Origin of the sequence: Streptomyces sp. NBC_00212, assembly GCF_045206365.1 — a bacterium.
Taxonomy (GTDB): domain Bacteria; phylum Actinomycetota; class Actinomycetes; order Streptomycetales; family Streptomycetaceae; genus Streptomyces.
This window is the reverse complement of the sequence record NZ_CP108115.1, coordinates 2644181-2665495: the sequence shown is the minus strand read 5'-3', so window position 1 is coordinate 2665495 and position 21315 is coordinate 2644181. Positions and strand designations below refer to the sequence as shown.

Genomic DNA, 21315 nt, shown 5'->3' with positions numbered 1-21315 from the left:
CGGTCGCGAGCGCAGTGCCCCTTGGCAGGCAACCCCTGCGGCAGCGCTCCCCGCCCCTTCCGGCACCTCACTGCATCCGCCGGGGCCTGCCCCCGGACCTCCCAGCAGAGGAGTCGAATCCCCATGGTCAAGCAGCCCACCCGCCGAGTCCGTCACTCTTCGCGCAGCAGCGAGTCCGACCGCAAGAACGCCGCCGCCGCCCTCCAGCGTGCGCTGGACCGCAGGGACAACGGCGGCGCCACCGGGCACTGAGCCCGGCTGCCCGGCTAACGTCCGCGCTGGATCTCGAAGTGGTCGATGCGCTCGCCCGTCTCGGCGAGCGCGCTGACCTTCATCCTCGGGCGGCGGCCGGCCTCGACCTCCACCGCGAGGAACGAGTAGTTGGTGTAGCGGACCCGCGACCACTCCACGGTCTCGGTGACCTTCGCGCCGCCCTTGGCCCAGTGGAAGGTGTCCACGCTGTCGCGGTCCGCGACATGGCCCTCGTACGAGTCCGGCACCGGGAAGCTGTACAGCGAACGGCCCGCCGCACCGGCCGTGACGTACACGATGCCGTCGCGGGTCGGGTCGGTGCGCTCGCCGATCGCGACCTTGCGGCCCACCTTGTTGCCCTTGATGGCGTCGGTGCGCTCGTACACGTGGTTGTGCCCGTTGATCACCAGGTCCACCTGGTGCTTCTCGAACAGCGGGACCCACGCGTCGCGCACGCCCCCCTCCGAGGCGTGCGAGCTGGTCGTCGAGAACGCGCAGTGGTGGAAGAAGACGACGATGAACTCGACCGCGTGGTTGGCGCGCAGCTCGCCGAGCCGCTTGTCCAGCCACTGCGTCTGCTTGCCGCCGCTGATGCCGAAGTTGGCGGGGATCTCGTACGAGACGTCGTTCGCGTCCAGGGCCACCACGCCCACGTTGCCGTGCACGAACGAGTAGACGCCGGGCTGGTTCACCGGGTCCGGGCCGTTGGCCGGCAGCGACCAGCGGGCGTTCTGGCCGCCGTAGCCCTGCGGCGAGTACCAGGCCTCCATGTCGTGGTTGCCGGTGGTCACCATCCACGGCACCGTCTTGGCGACCGACTCGGTCTGCGCCAGGAACTGGTCCCAGGTGCGCGCGTCGTACTGGTCCGAGGGCTGGCCCGAGCCCGACGGGTCGGCGTAGCAGATGTCGCCCGCGTGCAGGTGGAAGGCCGGGTTCTGGCCCAGGATCACCTGGTCGTTGCCCAGCGCGTGATAGCTGACGCCCTGGTCGCCGAAGGCCGTGAACGTGAAGTTCTCGGCGTGCGCCGGAGCCGTGGTGAAGGTGCCGAGCGTGCCCAGGTTGCGCCGGTCCGCCGGGTCGAAGCCGTCGTGGCCGACGCCGTAGTAGTACGTCTGGCCCGGACGCAGCCGGTCCAGGCCCGCGTGCACGTAGAACTGCTCGGCGGCCGCGATCTTCCCGCCGTTCAGGGCGGGCGTCGTCAGGTGGCGCACCTCGGCGTCGATCTTCCGGCTCAGCGACCAGGGGCTCGTACCGATGCGGATGTACGGCTTCTTCACCGCGAACGGGACCTGCCAGGAGACCCGCATCTGCGTCCTGGGGTCGGCTCCGTACGCGAGGTGGCGGCCGAACGGCGCGGCCAGCGAACCATCCACGCCCGTACGGGAGTTGGAGGTGAGCACGGTGGGAGCCGCGAACGCGGGCGAGGCCGCCCCGGCCGTCGCGACGCCGGCCCCGGCGACCGCGGCGGTGGCCACGCTGGTGCGCAGCACCCCGCGCCGGGTCAGCCTGCTGCGCAGGTACTCGTGCTGCTCGGCCATGCTCATGCGCTCGGCGAGCCGGTCGGGGATGCCGAATCTCGGGATGTCCATGGCCGGAAACGTCCTCCTTCGAGTCGACGCGATTCTCACCGAGAGGTGAACGGCGGGCGTACACCTGCCTACGCGTTTCGCGGGAGACTTAGACCTGTCCACACTGTGGACATCGGGTGTCAATGGCTGGGACGGCGAGTAGGGTTCCCCCATGTCGGCAAGTTCTCGCAGCATCAATCTCGCAGTGATCCCCGGTGACGGCATCGGCCAGGAGGTCGTGGCCCAGGGCCTGAAGGTTCTCAGTGCCGTCCTTCCGCAGGATGTGAAGCTGGAGACCAGGGAGTTCGACTTCGGCGCCCGGCGTTACCACGCCACCGGTGAGACCCTCACCGACGCCGACGTCGCCGCCCTCAAGCAGCACGACGCGATCCTGCTCGGCGCGATCGGCGACCCCACGGTCCCGTCCGGCGTCCTGGAGCGCGGCTTCCTGCTGAAGCTCCGCTTCCTCTTCGACCACTACGTCAACCTCCGCCCCAGCAGGCTGCTCCCCGGCGTCGCCACCCCGCTCGCCGGCCAGCCCGAGATCGACTTCATCGTCGTGCGCGAGGGCACCGAGGGTCCGTACACCGGCAACGGCGGCTCGATCCGTACCGGAACGCCGCACGAGGTCGCCACCGAGGTCTCGGTCAACACCGCCTTCGGTGTCGAGCGCGTGGTCCGTGACGCCTTCGCCCGCGCCCAGGCCCGCCCGCGCAAGAAGCTGACGCTGGTCCACAAGAACAACGTCCTGGCCTACGCCGGTCACCTGTGGACCAACATCTTCAACGCGGTGGCGAAGGAGTTCCCCGACGTCACCACCGACTACCTGCACGTGGACGCGGCGACGATCTTCCTCGTCACCGACCCGGCGCGGTTCGACGTGATCGTCACCGACAACCTCTTCGGCGACATCATCACCGACCTCGCCGCGGCCGTCTCCGGCGGCATCGGCGTCGCGGCCTCCGGCAACATCAACCCGAGCGGCGAGTTCCCGTCGATGTTCGAGCCGGTGCACGGCTCCGCGCCGGACATCGCGGGCCAGGGCAAGGCCGACCCCTCGGCCACGATCCTCTCGGTCGCCCTGCTGCTCCGCCACCTCGGCCACGAGGCCGAAGCCGCCCGCATCGAGGCCGCCGTCTCGGCGGACCTCGCGGCCCGCGGCGACTCGGTCCGTACGACGGACGAGATCGGCGACGCGCTCGCCGTACGGGTAGCCGGCTGACCCCGCGGCTTTCCCACACGAAAAAGTCGCCGGGTTCGCTTTTGCACCCGGCGGCTTTTCGCATGCTGCCACCGGGTGACACCATCAACCCCGGACCGCACATCACACCGTTGTGTCCAAGGCCCCGCCAAGAGCGATAATCGGACGTGGGCCGCGGCATGCGGAGCAGCTCGGACGTCCAGGCAGCAGCAGCGGCGTGAGCGCGGTCCGTCACTATCCACCGGTGAAGGACACAGCACTCATGACGACGCCCACGATCGAGCTCAAGCCCACCTCGCATCCGCTGTCCGACGCGGAGCGCGAGGCGATTCTGGCCAGCCCCGGTTTCGGCCGCCACTTCACCGACAACATGGTGACGGTCCGCTGGACCGAGGGCCGCGGCTGGCACGACGCCCAGCTCGTGCCGTACGCCCCGCTGTCCATGGACCCGGCGAACATGACGCTGCACTACGCGCAGACGATCTTCGAGGGCCTCAAGGCGTACCGCCAGGCCGACGGTACGGTCGCCACCTTCCGGCCCGAGGCCAATGCCGAGCGCTTTCAGTCCTCGGCCCGCCGCATCGCGATGCCCGAGGTGCCCGTCGACCTCTTCATCGCGGCCTGCGACGCGCTGGTCCAGCAGGACAAGGCGTGGGTCCCGGCCACCGGTGAGGCCTCCCTCTACCTGCGGCCCTTCATGATCGCGACCGAGGTCGGCCTCGGTGTGCGGCCCGCCAACGAGTACCTGTTCATCGTGATCGCCTCCCCGGCCGGCGCCTACTTCCCGGGCGGCGTCAAGCCCGTCTCGGTGTGGCTGTCCGAGGAGTACGTCCGTGCCGTCAAGGGCGGCACCGGCGCGGCCAAGACCGGCGGCAACTACGCGGCCTCCCTGGTCGCCCAGGCCGAGGCCGCCCAGCACGGCTGCGACCAGGTGGTCTGGCTCGACGCCGTCGAGCACCGCTGGATCGAGGAAATGGGCGGCATGAACCTGTACTTCGTGTACGGGGGCGAGGCTGGCCAGAAGCCCAAGATCGTCACCCCCGAGCTGACGGGCTCGCTGCTTCCCGGCATCACCCGCGACTCCCTCCTGAAGATCGCCCGCGACCTCGGCTACGAGGCCGTCGAGGGGCGGATCTCCACGGAGGACTGGAAGCGGGACAACGAGAACGGCACCCTGACCGAGGTCTTCGCCTGTGGCACGGCCGCGGTCATCACCCCGGTCGGCTCGGTGAAGTCGGCCCGCGCCAACTGGACCCAGGGTGACGGTGAGCCCGGTGAGGTCACGATGAAGCTCCGTGAGGCGCTGCTCGATCTGCAGACCGGGGTGTCCCCGGACCCGCACGGGTGGATGCACCCGCTGGGCTGAGCGCCGCCCCGCTAAACGCTGGAGGGGCTGGACTCCCGGCCGATGTCGGCCGGGGTGTCCAGCCCCTCCGGCGCGTTCGCCTGACGGACCGTCAGTATCAGGTATGCCGCCCCGCCCACCATCCCCGACAGCAGGAAGCTGCAGTCCACTCCGCCCGTCCAACTCAGCAGCGGGCCCTGGTAGTTGGGCAGGGAGACGGCCAGCAGGCCGGTGCCCGCGCCGAGCGCCCAGGAGGCCACCGCGCGGAGGTTCCAGCCGGCGCGGTACCAGTAGACGCCGCCCCGCGAACGGCGGTTGAAGACCTGGAGGGCGTCCGCGTCGTACACGCCCCGGCAGCGCACGAAGCCGATCAGGGTGATCACCGCCCAGGGTGTGCCGATCGCCGTGAGCAGCAGGACGAACGAGGTCATCGCGGCCTGCGCGTCCCAGGCGAAGTGGCCCGCGAAGACGCACACCGTTGCGACGCCCGCCACCGCGAACGTTGCCTGGGTCCGCGAGGCGCGCGGCAGGATCGCGTCCAGGTCGAGGCCCATCGAGTAGAGCATCAGACCCGCGTTGCCCACCGAGCCCGCCGAGGCCGCGAGCAGCAGCGGCACCAGGTACCAGCCGGGGGCGGCCGAGACGAGCGGGCCCGCGTAGTCGGTGGCCGCGCGGGCCGCGTACGCGGTGAACGTGCCGAAGAGCTGGGGGACCAGGAGGCCGGCCGTCAGGCCGAGCCAGGTCGCGTGCAGGACGCGGCGCGGGCGGTGCCGGGTCGGCGAGATGTAACGCGTGTAGTCGCCGAGCAGCGTGATGAACGCGATCGGGCCGCTGAGCCCCGCCGCGACGAGCGCGAGCAGCCAGGTCGGCCAGAACGAGCCCAGCAGATAGCCGCCCGCGTCCGGCAGCGCCGAGGTGGTGAAGTGCGGTGCGTAGGCGACGACTCCGAGGATCAGCAGCGCCGTCATGCCCACCGCCAGGATGCGCGACAGGCGAAGCAGCACCCGGTAGCCGTACACCGCGCCGATGACGGTGGCCGCGGCGAGCAGCGCGTACACGACGCCGTACGAGATCCCGCCGGTCGGCAGGCCGAACAGGCGGTGCAGGACGCCCGTCATCGCGTCGCCGCCGATCCACACGGTCAGCGCGGTGTAGCCGAGCGAGAGCAGCAGGCCCACCACTGAGCCCACCAGCCGTCCCCGTACGCCGAATTGGGCGCCGGAGGATGTGGAGAGGTTCGTGGCCGTACGCAGTGAGACGAGCGCGAGCGGGGCCGTCAGGAGGGTGCCGACCACCGTGCCGGCGATCACCGCGCCGACCGAGGCCCACCAGCCGAGGCCGAAGGAGACCGGCAGCCAGCCGAAGACGATCACCCCGAGGCACAGGTTCGAGCCGAGCAGGATCGACACGAGGTCGCGCGGCCCGCTGGTGCGTTCCGCTTCCGGGACCGTATCGACTCCGCGCTGTTCTATGGGCATGCCGGGGCCTCTCACTCTCGGGGGGTTTGAGTGGCGCTCAATGTGACTCATGCCAAGCGGTGTCGTCAATGCTTCCGCTCTGTGAAATCTCTGGTTAGAGTGGCGTTCAAACAGGAGGTGTGGTGGCGTGCGACTGACCCCGACGGAGCGTGACCGGCTGCTGCTGTTCGGCGCCGCGGAACTGGCCCGGGCCCGCAGGGCCCGCGGGCTCCGCTTGAACGTGCCCGAGGCGACCGCGCTGATCGCGGACACCGTCTGCGAGGCGGCCCGCGACGGCCGGCGGCTCGCCGAGGCCATCGAGGCGGCCCGCGCCGTGCTCGGCCCGGACGACGTGCTGCCCGGCGTGTCCGACGTGGTCACCGAGGTCCATGTCGAGGCCGTCTTCGACGACGGCTCCCGGCTCGCGGTGGTGCCCGACCCCATCAGCGGCACCGCGGGCGAGGACGCCCCCGGTGCGCTGCTGCCCGGCGACGGCTACCCGGAGGCGGCCCCCGAGGTGCGGCTCACCGTGACCAACACCGCCACCGTGCCCGTGTCGGTGACCTCGCACTTCCACTTCTTCGAGGCCAACCCGCGGCTCGACTTCGACCGCACGGCGGCCTACGGCATGCGGCTCTGCGTGCCCGCCGGGTCCTCGGTCAGGTTCGGGCCCGGCGAGAGCGAGGAGGTCGGCCTGGTCCCGATCGGCGGCGACCGCGTCGCCATCGGGTTCGCGGGCCTGGTCGACGGGCCCCTCGACGCGCCCGGCGCCAGGCAGGAGGCCCTGCGCAGGGCCTCGGCCTGCGGATACCTGGGAACCGGACCGCGCGAGGGAGAGAAGTGATGGACCCGTACGAGTACGCCTCCGTGCACGGCCCCCGCACCGGCGACCGGATCCGGCTCGGGGACTCGGGCCTGACCGTGCGGGTCGAGTCCGACTCGCAGGCCCCGGGGGACGAGTTCCTGGCCGGCTTCGGCAAGACGGCCCGCGACGGGCTGCACCTGAAGGCCGCCGCCGTCCGCGACACCTGCGACGTCGTCATCAGCAACGTCGTCGTGATCGACGCGGTGCAGGGCATCCGCAAGGTGTCCATCGGCATCCGCGAGGGGCGGATCTGCTCGATCGGGCGGGCCGGGAACCCCGACACCCTCGACGGCGTCGACGTGGTCGTCGGCACCGGCACCTCGATCGTCTCCGGCGAGGGGCTCATCGCCACCGCCGGAGCCGTCGACACCCACGTACACCTGCTGTCCCCGCGCATCATGGAGGCCTCGCTCGCCTCCGGCGTCACCACGATCATCGGCCAGGAGTTCGGCCCGGTCTGGGGCGTCGGCGTCAACTCGCCCTGGGCGCTGCGGGGCGCCTTCGCCGCCTTCGACGCCTGGCCCGTCAACATCGGCTTCCTCGGCCGGGGTTCGTCCTCCGACGGTGCCCCCCTAGTGGAGGCGCTCGCCGAGGGCGGGGCCTGCGGGTTCAAGGTCCACGAGGACATGGGCGCGCACACCCGCGCGCTCGACACCGCGCTGCGCGTGGCCGAGGAGCACGACGTCCAAGTCGCCCTGCACAGCGACGGGTTGAACGAGTGCCTCACCGTCGAGGACACCCTGAAGGTGCTCGAAGGCCGCACCATCCACGCCTTCCACATCGAGGGCTGCGGCGGCGGACACGTACCCAACGTCCTGAAGATGGCGGGCGTGCCCAATGTCATCGGGTCCTCGACCAACCCGACCCTCCCCTTCGGCCGGGACGCGGTCGCCGAGCACTACGGCATGATCGTCTCGGTCCACGACCTCAAGACCGACCTGCCGGGCGACGCGGCGATGGCCCGCGACCGCATCCGCGCCGGGACGATGGGCGGCGAGGACGTGCTCCACGACCTCGGCGCGATCGGCATCACCTCCTCCGACGCGCAGGGCATGGGCCGCGCGGGCGAGACCGTGCGCCGCACCTTCGCCATGGCCGGGAAGATGAAGGCCGAGCTCGGCCCCCTGGAGGGCGACGGGCCGGGCGACGACAACGCCCGCGTCCTGCGCTACATGGCGAAGCTGACCATCAACCCGGCCATCGCACACGGCCTCTCGCACGAGATCGGGTCCATCGAGACCGGCAAGATGGCCGACATCGTGCTGTGGCGCCCGGCCTACTTCGGCGCCAAGCCGCAGATGGTCCTCAAGTCCGGCTTCCCCGCCTGGGGCGTCACCGGCGACCCCAACGCGGCCACCGACACCTGCGAACCGCTCGTCCTCGGCCCGCTGTTCGGGGCGCACGGCGGGACCGCGGCCGAGCTGTCCGTCGCCTTCGTCGCCAAAGCCGCCCTCGACCAGGGGGGCGACCAGCTGCCCACCCGCCGCCGCCGGGTCGCGGTGCGCGGCACCCGCGGCATCGGCCCCGCCGACCTGCTGCTCAACTCCCGTACCGGAGCCGTCGGCGTGGACGGCCGCACCGGGCTCGTCACCCTCGACGGCGACCCGCTGCGCTCCGAACCGGCCGACTCCGTCTCCCTCAACCGCCTCTACTTCCTGTAAGGACCACCCTGATGTCTGCTGCCGCCGACGGCTTCCGCATGCCCGCCGAGTGGACCCCGCACGAGCGGACCTGGATGGCATGGCCGGGCCCCAACGTCACCTTCCCGAACGACGCCGAGCTCGCCGAGTCCCGCGCCGCCTGGGCCTCGGTCGCCCGCGCGGTACGCCGCTTCGAGCCGGTCACCATGGTCGTCGGCCCCGGCCAGGCCGACAGCGCCCGCGCCCTGCTCGGCCCCGACATCGAGCTCGTCGAGCGCGAACTCGACGACGCCTGGATGCGGGACATCGGCCCCACCTTCCTCACCGACGGCAAGGGCCGACTGGCCGCCGTGGACTGGACGTTCAACGGCTGGGGCGCCCAGGACTGGGCGACCTGGGAGCACGACGCGAAGATCGGCGCCCACGTATCCGACCTGGCCGGCGCGCGCACGTACGCCTCGCGCCTGGTCAACGAGGGCGGCGCGATCCACGTCGACGGCGAGGGCACGGTGCTGCTCACCGAGACCGTCCAGCTCGGCCCCGAGCGCAACCCGCACTGGTCCCGCGAGGAGGTCGAGACCGAGATCCACGCCATGCTCGGCACCCGCAAGGCCATCTGGCTGCGCCGCGGCCTCACCGCCGACTACCCCCCGCACGGCTACGGCACCCTCGGCCACGTCGACATCGTCGCAGCGTTCGCCCGGCCCGGCGTCGTGGTCGCCCACACCCAGCCCGACCCGGCCCACCCCGACCACGAGCTCTGCAAGGAGAACGTGGCGCTGCTGCGCTCCCAGACCGACGCCCGCGGCCGTTCCCTGGAAGTCGTCGAGATCCCCGCGCCGACCGTCCTCAAGGACGACCACGGCTGGGTCGACTACTCGTACATCAACCACTACCTCTGCAACGGCGGCGTGGTCCTGTGCGCCTTCGACGACCCGCGCGACGAGAACGCGGCCGGCATCTTCCGCCGTCTGTTCCCCGAGCGCACGGTGACCCTCGTGGACGCCCGGACGATCTTCGCGGGCGGCGGCGGCATCCACTGCATCACCCAGCAGCAGCCCAAGGTGTGACCGCACGAGGGCCCGGCGCGGTCATCGGGTAGAACTGGTCGGGTGATGAGTCCCGCCGCCCGCCGCCGCAACACCGCTCCGCCCCGCGAGGAGGTGCTCGTCGCCGCCATGGCCACGATCGCCGAACGCGGACTCGACGGGCTCACCATGGCCGGGCTCGGCCGCGAGGTCGGCATGTCCAGCGGGCACCTCCTCTACTACTTCCGCTCCAAGGACGAGCTGCTGCTCCAGACCCTGGAGTGGAGCGAGGGCCGGCTCGGCGAGGAGCGCCGCGGCCTGCTCGCCCGCCCCGGCACGGCCCGCGAGCGCCTCGACGCCTATATCGACCTGTACGTCCCCGACGGGCCGCGCGATCCGCACTGGATCCTGTGGCTGGAGGTCTGGAACCGCTCGCAGAACGCCGACCACGCCGCCCGCGCCCGACAGGCCGCCATCGAGGGGGCCTGGCACCGCGACCTGGTCGCGATAGTCGCCGAGGGCGTCTCGCGCGGCGAGTTCCGCCCGGTGGACGCCGACCGCTTCGCGGCCCGCCTTCGCGCCCTGCTCGACGGGTTCAGCGTGCACGTCGCGGTCGGCCTGCCCGGCACCGGCCGGCCCCAAGTCCTCGACCACGTAAGGGAGTTCGTGGACGAGTCGCTGATGCGGGGAACGCAACGCACGTAAGTAGGCCCGATCGTTGCGCCCGCACGCCTTGTCGGCCGCGCGGGCCTGCGTCAACGTGAGCGTCCATGGGACGAGAGCACTGGAAGAAGATCTGGGTCGGTTCGGCCGGCAACATGGTCGAGTGGTTCGACTGGTTCGTGTACGCCACGTTCGCGGTGTACTTCGCGGACGCGTTCTTCCCGAAGGGCAACGAGACCGCCAACCTCATGAACACCATGGGGATCTTCGCGGTCGGCTTCTTCATGCGGCCGGTCGGCGGCTGGCTGCTCGGCCGGATCGGCGACCGCAAGGGCCGCAAGGCCGCGCTCACCCTGACCGTCACCCTCATGTCGGCCTCCGCGATCCTGATCGCGATCGCCCCGACGTACGCGGTTGCCGGATACGGGGGAGTGGCCGTCCTCCTGGTCGCCCGCCTCCTCCAGGGCCTCTCGGTCGGCGGCGAGTACGCGGCCAGCGCGACCTACCTCACCGAGGCCTCCGACCCGAAGAAGCGCGGCTTCGCCTCCAGCTTCCAGTACGTGTCGATGACCGCCGGCCAGCTCCTCGGCCTCGGCCTCCAGATCGTCATGCAGCGCAACCTCTCGGACGCGGCCCTGCACAGCTGGGGCTGGCGCGTCCCCTTCATCGTGGGCGCGCTCGGCGCGGCCGTCGTCTTCTACCTGCGCCGCTCCATGCTGGAGACCGAGGTGTACGAGGACTCGGGCGCGGCCCACGACGCGGACCGGGGCACCCTCAAGGCGCTGTGGGCGCACAAGCGCGAGGCGCTCCTCGTCATGGCGCTCACCATGGGCGGCACGGTCGCGTACTACACGTACACGACGTATCTGACGAAGTTCCTGTCCAAGAGCGCGGGCATGGACAAGTCGACCGCCTCGCTCGTCAGCTTCTGCGCGCTGTTCGTCTTCATGTGCGTCCAGCCGCTGGCGGGCGCGCTCTCCGACCGGATCGGGCGCCGCCCGCTCCTGATCACCTTCGCGGTCGGCTCGACCTTCCTGACCGTGCCGATCATGACGATGCTCAAGCACGCGGGCACCTTCTGGCTGGCCTTCGGCCTCGCCCTGCTCGCCCTGGTCGTGGTCACCGGCTACACCTCGATCAACGCCTGCGTGAAGGCCGAGCTGTTCCCGACCGGCATCCGCGCGCTCGGCGTCGCCCTCCCGTACGCCATCGCGAACGCGCTGTTCGGCGGGACCGCCGAGTACGTGGCGCTCTGGTTCAAGCAGGCGGGCATCGAGTCCGGCTTCTACTGGTACGTGGCGGGATGTGCGGCGGTGTCGCTGGTCGTCTACCTCAGCATGCGGGAGACGCGCGACATCGATCTCAACCGGATCAAGGACGAACCCCGGCGAACCCAAGCGGAACCGGTTCCTTCGAATTAGTGCAGGTCGGGGGGCGCCCGGATGGTGAGACCCCATCTCCGGGCCCCGGACCCGTATGGCAGACTGCGAGCGTGCTCGCTTCCCGCATGATTATGGACAGCAGCGCGCCGGTCCGCAGTGATCGCTGAACCGTGGCAGAACCCGCGGCAGCGGCCATCGTGCCCCAGACCCGCGCGCAGACCTCTCGCACCCGCGAGGGGTCTTTTCGTTTACCGGCCCCACCACGGCCGGGGCGAGGAGCGCGGCGACGGGGGCAAGTGGAGCCATGAGTTCGGAGCCACTCACCCGACAGGAGTCAGATCAGCATGACGACCAACGAGGCGAACGAAGCCGCCGAGGAGAGTCTGCTCGCCGGCCTTCGGGTCGACGACAGCTTCCATGTCTTCGACACGACGCTGCGCGACGGCGCCCAGCGCGAGGGCATCAACCTCACCGTCGCGGACAAGCTGACGATCGCCCGGCACCTGGACGAGTTCGGTGTGGGCTTCATCGAGGGCGGCTGGCCCGGCGCCAACCCCCGCGACACGGAGTTCTTCGCCCGCGCGCAGCAGGAGATCAGCTTCCAGAACGCGCAGCTCGTGGCCTTCGGCGCGACCCGCCGCGCGGGCGGCAGGGCCGCCGAGGACCCGCAGGTGCGGGCCCTCCTCGAATCCGGCGCCCCGGTGATCACGCTGGTGGCCAAGGCGCACGACCGGCACGTCGAGCTGGCCCTTCGCACCACCCTGGACGAGAACCTGGAGATGGTCCGCGACACGGTCGCCCACCTGCGCGAGCAGGGCCGCCGGGTCTTCGTGGACTGCGAGCACTTCTTCGACGGCTACAAGGCGAACCCCGAGTACGCCAAGGCCGTCGTACGGGCCGCCAGTGAGTCCGGCGCCGACGTCGTCATCCTGTGCGACACCAACGGCGGCATGCTCCCCGCCCAGATCCACGCGGTCGTCGCCACCGTGCTCGCCGACACCGGCGCCCGGCTCGGCATCCACGCCCAGGACGACACCGGCTGCGCGGTCGCGAACACCCTGGCCGCCGTGGACGCGGGCGCCACCCACGTGCAGTGCACCGCCAACGGCTACGGCGAGCGCGTCGGCAACGCCAACCTGTTCCCCGTCGTCGCCGCCCTGGAGCTCAAGTACGGCAAGACCGTGCTGCCCAAGGGCGCGCTCGCCGAGATGACCCGCATCTCGCACGCCATCGCCGAGGTGGTCAACCTCGCCCCCTCCACGCACCAGCCGTACGTCGGTGTCTCCGCCTTCGCCCACAAGGCGGGCCTGCACGCCTCCGCGATCAAGGTCGACCCCGACCTGTACCAGCACATCGACCCCTCCCTGGTCGGCAACCACATCCGGATGCTGGTCTCCGACATGGCGGGCCGCGCCTCCATCGAGCTCAAGGGCAAGGAGCTCGGCGTCGACCTCGGCGAGGACCGCGCGGTCGTCGCCCGGGTCGTGGAGCGGGTCAAGGCGCGCGAGCTCCAGGGCTACACCTACGAGGCCGCCGACGCCTCCTTCGAACTGCTCCTTCGCGACGAGGTCGAGGGCGGCCCGCGCGACTACTTCCGCATCGAGTCCTACCGGGCGATCATCGAGACCCTCCAGGGCGGCACCCACGCCAACAGCGCCACCGTGACGTTCTGGGTCGGCGACGAGCGCATCATCGTCACCGCCGAGGGCAACGGCCCGGTCAACGCGATGGACTCCGCGCTGCTCCAGGGCCTTGAGCGGTTCTACCCGCAGGTCGCCAAGTTCGAGCTGGTCGACTACAAGGTCCGCACCCTGGAGGGCAAGCACGGCACCGCCTCCACCACCCGCGTCCTGATCACCACAACGGACGGCACGGGCGAGTGGACGACGGTCGGCGCCGGCCCCAACGTCATCGAGGCGTCCTGGGAGGCCCTCCAGGACGCGTACACCTACGGCCTGCTGCGGGCCGGGACCCGGCCCCAGCAGTAGCCGCGCGAACCGGGGGAGCGGGGGGTCCAGGACCCCCCGCTCCCGGGGATGTGTCCACGATGGAGCAACGCCCACGCCGACCCCTCCACCCCGTATGTCCGTTTCCGCGCGGCCTCGGGTAGCGTCGGGGCCATGAGGCCCAGGGTTTTCACCGCACTCTCCGCCGTAGCGCTCGCCGCACTGGCCACGGCGGGCCCCGCCATGGCCGCCACCGGCGCGTCCGACGTGGCCGACCAGCTCAAGAAGAGCCCGGTCTACGTGGATCCCGGCGCCGCGAACCAGCTCAGTCCGGCCCAGGCCGACGCGCTGGCCAAGAAGATCAAGGACGCGAACAAGCCGCTGTTCGTGGCGGTCCTGCCGAACAGCGCCGCGTTCCCCAAGGCCACGATCCTGCAGAACCTCCGTACGGACACCGGTGTCACCGGCCTGTACGCGATCCGGCTCGGCGACGCCTTCACCTCCGGCGCCGACAGCAAGGTCATGCCGAAGCAGGCCGTCCAGAACCTGAACAGCGCCGTGCGCGCCCCCGGCACCGACACCGACGCCGCCACCCAGCTCAACGCCTTCGTCGACAAGGCGCTCCCGCAGCTGAAGGGCCACGCCCCCGCCTCGTGGGGCGGCGGCTCGGGCTCCGGCGGCGGGGTCGACACCGGCGCGCTCGTCGGCGTGGGCGCGGTGATCGTCGCGGGCGGCGCGGGCGCGTACGCGCTGGTCCGCCGCAACCGCAGGAAGAAGGCCGAGGAGGAGCGGGCCGCGCTCCAGCGCCTCCAGGTCGTCGTGGACGAGGACATCACCGCGTTCGGCGAGGAGCTCGACCGGCTCGACTTCCACCCGGCCGAGGCCGGCGCCGACGACGCGATGCGCGCCGACTACGAGCGCGCCCTCGACTCGTACGAGACCTCCAAGACGCTGATGGCGAAGGCCGAGCGGCCCGCCGACGTGACGGGCGTGACGCAGGCCCTGGAGGACGGCCGGTTCTCGCTCGCCACCCTCGCCGCCCGCCGCGAGCACAAGCCGCTGCCCGAGCGCCGCGCCCCCTGCTTCTTCGACCCGCGCCACGGCCCCTCCGTCGAGGACGCCACCTGGACCCCGGCCGGCGGCGCCCCGCGCCAGGTCCCGGTGTGCCAGGCGGACGCGACCCGGCTGCGCGACGGCCAGGACCCGATGGTCCGCGAGGTCGACACCGACCAGGGCCGCCGCCCGTACTACGACGCGGGCCCGGCCTACGGCCCCTGGGCGGGCGGCTACTTCGGCGGCGGCATGCTGCCCGGCCTCCTGATGGGCACGATGCTCGGCTCGATGCTGTCGAGCCCGGCCTACGCCTCCGACTACGGGGCCGGGTCCTACGACGCGGGCTCCGGCTACGACGGCGGCGACGTGTCGGGCGCCGACTTCAGCTCCTCGGACTTCAGCGGCGGCTGGGGCGACGGGGGCGGCGGCGACGGCGGCGGCTTCGGCAGCGGGGACTGGTAACCCCGCCTGACCTGCCGCTGGAATGTTGACCCGCCCCGTTCCAACGGGTGATAGTTGCGAGCCGCACATCCAGGGTTGGGGACACATTGCAAGCCGGGCACGAAGACGTCATGGCGGCCTGCGCCGATGCGGAGGCACTGCTGCTCGCGGGCCGCACCAGCGAGGCCCGCAAGGCCGCGCGGGCCGCGCTGTACGCGGACGGGCCCGACCCCTGCCTGTACGCCGTGCTCGGCCGCGCCCACGCCGCCGAGGGCGGTGCCGAACACGTCGGCCGAGCCGAGGCCGTCTTCCGCGAGGGCCTCGACACCTTCCCCGGCGACCCCGTCCTGCTCGCGGCCCATGCGGCCGTGTTCGGCCCCCGACTCGCCGCGAATCCAAGCGGGTTGGCGCCGTCCGCGAGGGTGCAGTGGCACGACGCGCGTCTCGTGCTCGCCGTCGTGGGGCACCCGGCCGGCGCCGCCCAGCAGGCGCGGGCCCAGGCCCAGGCGCACCCCGCCGACGACCGGGCCGCCGTCCTCGCCGAGACCCTCGCCGCGCTCGCCCGGCCCGGCCGCGCCCCGCTGCGGCTCCTGGTGCGGGCGCCGCTGACGGCCGGGTCCGCGTGCTGGGTGTGGTTCGCGGGCTGTCTGCTCGCCGTGGCCGCCCAGCACCTGCCCGTGGGGGCGGCGGCGGCCGCACTGCTCGGCCCCGTGCTGTTCCCGCTGCTGTACGGGGCGCTGCGGGCGGCCCGCCGCCGGGCCCTTGGCCGCGCTCCGGCCGCGCTCGCGGTGCCGTCCCCCTACGACGGGTTTCCCGCACTGCCGCAGGTCCCTCCGTACACGACACGCGAGAAGGCGACCGCGGCCGTGGTCCTCGGCCTGGTCGCCGTCGCGCTCGCGTCCTTCGCGGCCTACTTCCCGCGTCGGTAGCTGCCGCCGTCCCGGGTGCGGCTGAGGTGGCCGCCGATCACCAGGTAGCGCCGCAGTGCCGAGAAGTCGTCGTGCACGGTGAGCAGCGCCTCGTTCACCTCGCGCTCGCTGTAGTCCCGGTCGCGCTCGAACAGCGTCTCCGAGAGGTGGACGAGCACCTGCTCACGGCGTGCGGTCTTACGGGGGATGGCGGTCAGACGGCCCCTCGGGAAGAGGGCGGTGACTGCTCGGGGGCCGGTGGCCGCGTTCTCGGACATGCCGGGCAGCTTCGCTCACCAGGGCTTTCACGGCAACGCATTTAGCGGCGAAGACCCTGGCGCGGGTCAGGCCGCCTTGATCGCGGAGATGTCGAAGGTCAGCTTCACCTTGTCGCTGACCATGACGCCGCCGGTCTCCAGGGCCGCGTTCCAGGTCAGGCCCCAGTCGGAGCGCAGGATCTCGGCGCCGCCCTCGAAGCCGATGCGCTGGTTGCCGTAGGGGTCGGTGGCCGAGCCGTTGAACTCCAGGTCGATGGCGAGCGGCCGGGTGACGTCCTTGATCGTCAGGTCGCCGATGATCCGGTACTTGTCGCCGCCGAGCGCCTCGGCCTCGGTCGAGCGGAAGCTCATCACCGGGAACCGTTCGGCGTCGAAGAAGTCGCCGCTGCGCAGGTGGGCGTCGCGGTCGGCGATGCCGGTGTCGATGCTGGCGATCTTGACGTCGATGGAGGCGGCGGAGGCGCCCGGGTTCGCGCCGTCGAGGGTGAGGGTGCCCTCGTGCTCGGTGAAGGAGCCGCGGACGTTGGTGACCATGGCGTGCCGCACGGTGAAGCCGATGCTGCTGTGCGCCGGGTCGATCGTGTACGTGCCGCTCAGCGCGGCCGGCGCCGGGTCGACCTCGACGGGCGCGGCGGTGTCGAGGGTGGCGGTGCTGCTGTTCTTACGGCCGAAGAGACCCATGACCTGCTCCTTGGGGACGCGCCGCGGCCTTGCACCGAAGCGGTTTAAGTTTCAACGAGATTCACTGTAGAACTATTCCGTTCGGTTTTCAACTACTTCACTCTTTGGTGGGCGCGCCCGGGGGGGGGCTCAGGTGCGGGGCGGCAGCGGGGCCGGGCCCAGGGTGGTCGTGCCCGGGGCGGCGCGGTGGCCGAGGCCCGTGCGGTAGGCGTCCAAGGCCGCTTCGACCCGTCCCGTGCGGCGCAGCAGGTCGCCGAGCAGCCGGCACAGGTCCGCCATGTCGCCGCTCGCCCCGCTCCGCTCAAGCAGCCCGAGCGCGGTGACGTAGTGCTCCTCCGCCGACTCCGTCTCGCCCCGCTCCTCGCAGATCAGACCGAGCAGCCGGTGTGCCCCGCCCGCGTGCACCGCGCCGTGCTGGTCGCCGAGCTCGGTGAGCGGAGTGAGCAGCGCCATCGCCTCCGCGTGCTGCCCGAGGCGGCGCAGCACGTCCGCCAGCTCCACCTCGACCTGGGCGGTGAACAGCGCGGCCCGCTTGGCCGCGAGCATGTCCCGCGCGGTACGCAACTCCCGCTCCGCGGAAGCGAGTTCACCTTCCTGCGCGTACACATAGCCGCGCATCCAGTGGCAGTGCGCCAGATCCGTACGCAGCCGCAGCTGGCGGTAGATCGACTGGGCCTTGGCGAGCGAGGCGTCCGCGTCGGCCAGGCGTCCCTCCGCCAGGAAGGTCCGGGCGACCTGGCGGTGCATGCCGGCGACCAGTGCCGGGTCCGAGACCTGCGGGGCGAGCGCGAGCGCCAGCTCGGCCGCGCGCGCGGCACGGGCCTGGGCGCCCATGTCCAGATACGGGCCGATGACCGCCGCGTACAGGAGTACCAGCGCCTCGGGGTCGGCGAGCCCGCTGGTGCCGAGCTCGTCGATGGCCGACTCCAGGAGGTAGCAGGCGTAGCGCAGCTCACCCGCCAGGATGTGGGCGACCGCCCGGCCCCGGACCGCCCGGGCCCGGCGCGGCAGCGGCTCGGCGGCCAGGATCTGCTCGCACGCCTCGAAGTGGCGTACGGCGTCTTCGAGTTCACCGGTTTCGAGCGCGCAGTCGCCGAGCCCGAGCAGCGCCTCGGCGCGTTCCTCGTCGAGGCCGTGCAGCTCGGCCTCGGTGAGCAGCCGGCGGTAGCGCACGGCCGCCTCGTCGGCCTCGCCGGTCGCGAGCGCCCGCTGGGCGTCGGTGAGGCCGAGCCGCAGCTCGGTGACGAGGCGGGCCGGGCGGCCCGTGGTGAGCTCCTCGTACGTCGTGCCGAGCCGCCCGGCGAGATGGCGCAGGGCCGCCTCGGAGGGGCGGACCTTGCCGGACTCCAGGGTCGAGACATAGGCGGGCGTGTAAGCGGGCTCAGCCAACTGGCGCTGGGTCAGGCCCAGTTGAGCGCGCAGTTGCTGAACTCGGCGGCCGATCACGGCAGGTTCATCCATGGCGTCCCCTTGGCCCCAGGGCATTGCGCACGCCCCGTGCGCCCCCTAATTTAAGCAGGCCGTTCAATGCATTTACCCGACTGCTTAACTTCCGTTACAGAGGGAGGACTTCGTGCGCCCAGCCAAGCGCAGAGGCATCGTGACGGCCGCGCTCGCCGCCACCGCCGTCGTGGCCGCGCTCGCCGCCGGACCCGGCACCGCGGCCGCCGCCGACCCACCGCCGCCGCACCCGAAGGTCGAGGTCGAGATACCCGGCCCGGAGGCCGCCTCGGGACAGACCCTCGCGGGCTCCGGCCACACCCTCGTACCGGCCGACGGGCAGGGCAGACCCGCGCCACGCCTCTCGGCGCCCTCGGCCGCCGCCGACGGCGAGGTCAGCAAGATGATCGACAACGGCTCGACCGCGGACCGCCTCGACATCGTCATGGTGGGCGACGGCTACACGGCCGACCAGCTGGACCAGTTCCACGCCGACGCCAAGGAGAAGTGGGGTGAGATCACCGGCGTAGAGCCGTACACGACGTACCAGAACCTCTTCAACGTCTGGACGGTGGACGCGGTCTCCGCCCAGAGCGGCGTCTCCGGCGACCCGGCGCAGGGGGACGTGAAGGACACCGCGCTCGGCTCGTACTTCTGGTGCGACGGCGTCGAGCGGCTGCTCTGCATCGACCAGAACAAGGTCGACTCGTACGTGGCGAAGGCGCCGCAGGCCGACCTGGTCATCGTCCTCGCCAACAGCGCCAAGTACGGCGGCGCCGGTTACAACGAGCCGTCCAAGACGCTCGGCTACGAGGGCATATCCACCGCGTCCGCCGGGAATGCCAAGTCCGGCCAGGTCGCCATCCACGAGACCGGGCACTCGCTCGGCAAGCTGGCCGACGAATACTTCTACCCGGACACCCCGGGCTACGAGCACTACTCGGGCCCCGAGGCCGACCAGTCCAACATCTCGATCCTGACGGCCGATCAGATGGCCAGTGACCGCACCAAGTGGTACCGCTGGCTCGGCGAGACGTCTCCGGACGGGGGCACGGTGGGCGCGTACGAGGGCGGCGGCTACTACGTCACCGGCCTGAACCGGCCCACCGACGGCTCGATCATGCGCATCCTGGGCAAGCCGTTCAACCTGCCGGGGGTGGAGGCGATGATCGCGGGCTTCTACCGGCACGCGTCGATCGCGACGCCCGCCACTTCCACGGCGCGCACGTTGCGGCCGTACGACACGGCTCGGGTGGTCGTGCCGCGCCTCGCGGGCGCCCGGCAGTTGACGGTGCGGTGGTACCTGGACGGGCGGGAGCTCCGGCGGTACGAGGGCCGCACCGCGGTGCCGGTACGGGACTTCGACCTCGGCCGGGGCACCCACGCCCTGACGGTACGGGTGACCGACCGGACCCCCTCGGTCCGGGACCCCGGGATCGCGGCGGGGTTGCGGGGCGCGGTGACGTGGACGGTGCGCCGCTGACCCTCGGGGGGTCTGCCCACCCGCCCGCCCGCCCGAAACCCGGGGTCGGCGGGCCCGGGCCCCCTGGGGCTCCGCCCCAGACCCCGTTGAATGCCCCACCCCACCCCTTCCCGAAACCCGCCGGGGGTGAGTGGGGTCGACTGCGGTCCGGTGGTCGATCCTGGGGCTCCGCCCCAGACCCCGTTCGCGCCTGAAGGGCGCTCGTCCTCAATCGCCGGACAGGCTGAAGTGGGCTGATGCCCGTGTTCACCTGACGGGCTGGGAATGGCTCAGGTGCGTGATCGCCCGGCCGGGCTGGGGATGCCCCTGCGAGGGTCGGTGCTGCTTCGTGCGCCTCCGCCAGAGGCACCGGGCGCCCTACAGGGGCGCGGGGAACTGCGCGCCCAGCCACGCGCGGCCCGCGGTCGACATCGGGTTTAGGGGCGCGAGGAACTGCGCGAGCAACCACGTATGGTCCGCGGTGGACAGGGGGTTTGGGGGCGCGAGGAACTGCGCGAGCAGCCACCGACGGGACGCAGCCGGTCGACAACCCTCCAGCCCCTCCGGCGTTTGAGGAGCCGGGGTGCGGGGGCGGCGCCCCCGGGGTTCTGGTCACGCGCTCGACGCGCGTACCTTCAGCTCCGGCAGGATTGAAAGGTGGTGCCTGGGCCGCCCGGGGTCACCCACGCGGTGGGCCAGCATGTCGACCGCCGCCACCCCCACCGCCCGCTTCGGCGGCGCCACAGCCGTGAGCGGGATGTCGGCCAGCGCGGCGACCTCGTCGTCGTACGCCACGATCGCCAGCTCGCCCGGCACGGACAGGCCCCGGGCCCGCAGCCGGGGGAGCAGCACGATCGCGTCGTGGTCGTTGTGGACCAGGACCGAGTCGAGCAGCCCGGCCCCAACCGCCGCCACGAACCCGTCCAGTTGGACGTCGCGGCGCACCGGGTCGGTCTCGGGAGCGGTGATCGTGAAGCGCAACGACTCCGGCGCCGGGAGGCCCAGCGAGGCCAGGCCGGCGAGGTAGCCCGCTTCGACCAGCGCGCTGTGCGGGCTGTCCGCGCGCAGGAGCAGCCCGATGCGCTCGCGGCCGGACGCCGCGAGATGGCGTACGGCGAGGCGGGCCCCGTAGGCGTGGTCGGTCACCACGCGCTCCGCGCCCGGCACGTCGTCCCCGGAGCGCCGCTCGATCAGGGCGAACGGCACGCCGAGCGCCGCCAGCCAGTCCTGGTCGCCGACCGGGCCGCACGGGGCGATGAGCAGCCCGTCGATGCCGTGGCCGAGCAACTGCCGTACCTGCGCCCGCTCTTCGTCGGGCCGGTACTGCGAGATGCCGAGCACGAGCCGGATGCCCCGCGCGGCGGCCGCCTCCCGGGCCCCCTTGATGATCTCGGGGTAGTAGTAGTCGGCCGCGGGCACGACGAGGCCGAAGACCAGACCGGGTCCGGGCGCGCCGGGTGGCGCAAACGCGGGGGCCGCCGCCGGCGCCGCCGTCTCGGGAAGCAGCGCCCCGCCGTGCACCCGGGCCACCAGACCGCGCTCGGCGAGCGCCTCCACGTCCCGCCGCACGGTGACCGCGGAGACCTTCAACTCCTCGGCGAAGTCGGTCACTCGGAGCGAGCCGCGCTCGCGCAGCCGCCGCAGTATCGCCTGGTGCCTGTCCTCGGCGTGCACGTGGTTTCGCCCCTCCCCGCCGGCTCGCGCC

General features: G+C 72.0%; 18 protein-coding genes. 12 read left to right on the top strand and 6 right to left on the bottom strand.

All coding sequences use genetic code 11. From position 1 onward, the window contains the following. The first annotated feature begins 123 nt into the window (after positions 1 to 123). Positions 124 to 252 carry a hypothetical protein gene (locus tag OHA17_RS12005; protein ID WP_107090443.1) on the top strand — a complete coding sequence of 43 codons (129 nt, stop codon included), beginning with the start codon at positions 124 to 126 and terminating at the stop codon, positions 250 to 252. 14 nt (positions 253 to 266) lie between these two features. Here the strand turns inward: OHA17_RS12005 and OHA17_RS12000 are convergent, their stop codons facing one another. After that, a complete protein-coding gene (locus OHA17_RS12000) occupies positions 267 to 1841 on the bottom strand; it encodes a purple acid phosphatase family protein (protein ID WP_406506480.1) in 1575 nt (524 codons plus the stop codon). A gap of 151 nt (positions 1842 to 1992) precedes the next feature. Between OHA17_RS12000 and OHA17_RS11995 the strand changes: the two genes are divergently transcribed. Further along, the gene (locus OHA17_RS11995) at positions 1993 to 3042 is read left to right on the top strand and encodes a 3-isopropylmalate dehydrogenase (RefSeq protein ID WP_053723805.1); all 1050 of its coding nucleotides are present in this window, start codon (positions 1993 to 1995) and stop codon (positions 3040 to 3042) included. 241 nt (positions 3043 to 3283) lie between these two features. Beyond that, positions 3284 to 4387, top strand: a complete 1104-nt coding sequence (locus OHA17_RS11990; protein WP_398878406.1) for a branched-chain amino acid aminotransferase — start codon at positions 3284 to 3286, stop codon at positions 4385 to 4387. 11 nt (positions 4388 to 4398) lie between these two features. Here OHA17_RS11990 and OHA17_RS11985 read toward each other — a convergent pair whose 3' ends face one another. Then, on the bottom strand, positions 4399 to 5844 hold the full coding sequence (locus tag OHA17_RS11985) for a cytosine permease (RefSeq protein WP_406506477.1): 1446 nt from the start codon (positions 5842 to 5844) through the stop codon (positions 4399 to 4401). Positions 5845 to 5971: 127 nt separating this feature from the next. Here OHA17_RS11985 and ureA point away from each other — a divergent pair, with 127 nt between their 5' ends. The 8 genes from ureA (at position 5972) to OHA17_RS11945 (ending at position 15770) form a co-directional block, all read left to right on the top strand. Further along, positions 5972 to 6667, top strand: a complete 696-nt coding sequence (ureA, locus tag OHA17_RS11980) for an urease subunit gamma (protein WP_406506475.1) — start codon at positions 5972 to 5974, stop codon at positions 6665 to 6667. Then, positions 6667 to 8349: an urease subunit alpha gene (locus tag OHA17_RS11975; protein ID WP_398878400.1), complete on the top strand. Its 1683-nt coding sequence runs from the start codon at positions 6667 to 6669 to the stop codon at positions 8347 to 8349. The genes ureA and OHA17_RS11975 overlap by 1 nt, the downstream gene beginning before the upstream one ends. 11 nt (positions 8350 to 8360) lie before the next feature. Beyond that, positions 8361 to 9398 (top strand): agmatine deiminase family protein, encoded by a 1038-nt coding sequence (locus tag OHA17_RS11970; protein ID WP_344376472.1) that lies wholly within the window; start codon positions 8361 to 8363, stop codon positions 9396 to 9398. Positions 9399 to 9443: 45 nt separating this feature from the next. Continuing rightward, a complete protein-coding gene (locus OHA17_RS11965; RefSeq protein ID WP_406510692.1) occupies positions 9444 to 10061 on the top strand; it encodes a TetR/AcrR family transcriptional regulator in 618 nt (205 codons plus the stop codon). Between the two features lie 65 nt (positions 10062 to 10126). Further along, positions 10127 to 11440: an MFS transporter gene (locus OHA17_RS11960; protein WP_406506472.1), complete on the top strand. Its 1314-nt coding sequence runs from the start codon at positions 10127 to 10129 to the stop codon at positions 11438 to 11440. A 305-nt stretch (positions 11441 to 11745) separates the two neighbouring features. Further along, positions 11746 to 13389, top strand: a complete 1644-nt coding sequence (gene cimA / locus OHA17_RS11955; RefSeq protein WP_406506470.1) for a citramalate synthase — start codon at positions 11746 to 11748, stop codon at positions 13387 to 13389. 132 nt (positions 13390 to 13521) lie between these two features. Continuing rightward, positions 13522 to 14862, top strand: a complete 1341-nt coding sequence (locus OHA17_RS11950) for a hypothetical protein (protein WP_406506468.1) — start codon at positions 13522 to 13524, stop codon at positions 14860 to 14862. 110 nt (positions 14863 to 14972) lie between these two features. Then, positions 14973 to 15770, top strand: a complete 798-nt coding sequence (locus tag OHA17_RS11945) for a hypothetical protein (protein ID WP_406506466.1) — start codon at positions 14973 to 14975, stop codon at positions 15768 to 15770. Here the strand turns inward: OHA17_RS11945 and OHA17_RS11940 are convergent. The 3 genes from OHA17_RS11940 to OHA17_RS11930 form a co-directional block, all read right to left on the bottom strand. After that, positions 15752 to 16027 carry a DUF2087 domain-containing protein gene (locus OHA17_RS11940; RefSeq protein WP_406506465.1) on the bottom strand — a complete coding sequence of 92 codons (276 nt, stop codon included), beginning with the start codon at positions 16025 to 16027 and terminating at the stop codon, positions 15752 to 15754. The genes OHA17_RS11945 and OHA17_RS11940 overlap by 19 nt on opposite strands. Positions 16028 to 16093: 66 nt before the next feature. After that, on the bottom strand, positions 16094 to 16708 hold the full coding sequence (locus OHA17_RS11935) for a YceI family protein (protein ID WP_406506463.1): 615 nt from the start codon (positions 16706 to 16708) through the stop codon (positions 16094 to 16096). Between the two features lie 129 nt (positions 16709 to 16837). Beyond that, positions 16838 to 18169, bottom strand: coding sequence for a tetratricopeptide repeat protein (locus OHA17_RS11930; RefSeq protein WP_406506461.1), 1332 nt, complete (start codon positions 18167 to 18169; stop codon positions 16838 to 16840). Between the two features lie 112 nt (positions 18170 to 18281). Here OHA17_RS11930 and OHA17_RS11925 point away from each other — a divergent pair, with 112 nt between their 5' ends. Then, positions 18282 to 19631 carry a M64 family metallopeptidase gene (locus tag OHA17_RS11925; RefSeq protein WP_406506459.1) on the top strand — a complete coding sequence of 450 codons (1350 nt, stop codon included), beginning with the start codon at positions 18282 to 18284 and terminating at the stop codon, positions 19629 to 19631. 591 nt (positions 19632 to 20222) lie between these two features. Here the strand turns inward: OHA17_RS11925 and OHA17_RS11920 are convergent. Continuing rightward, entirely contained in the window at positions 20223 to 21284 is a 1062-nt protein-coding gene (locus OHA17_RS11920) for a substrate-binding domain-containing protein (protein ID WP_406506457.1), read from the bottom strand. Positions 21285 to 21315: the final 31 nt, after the last annotated feature.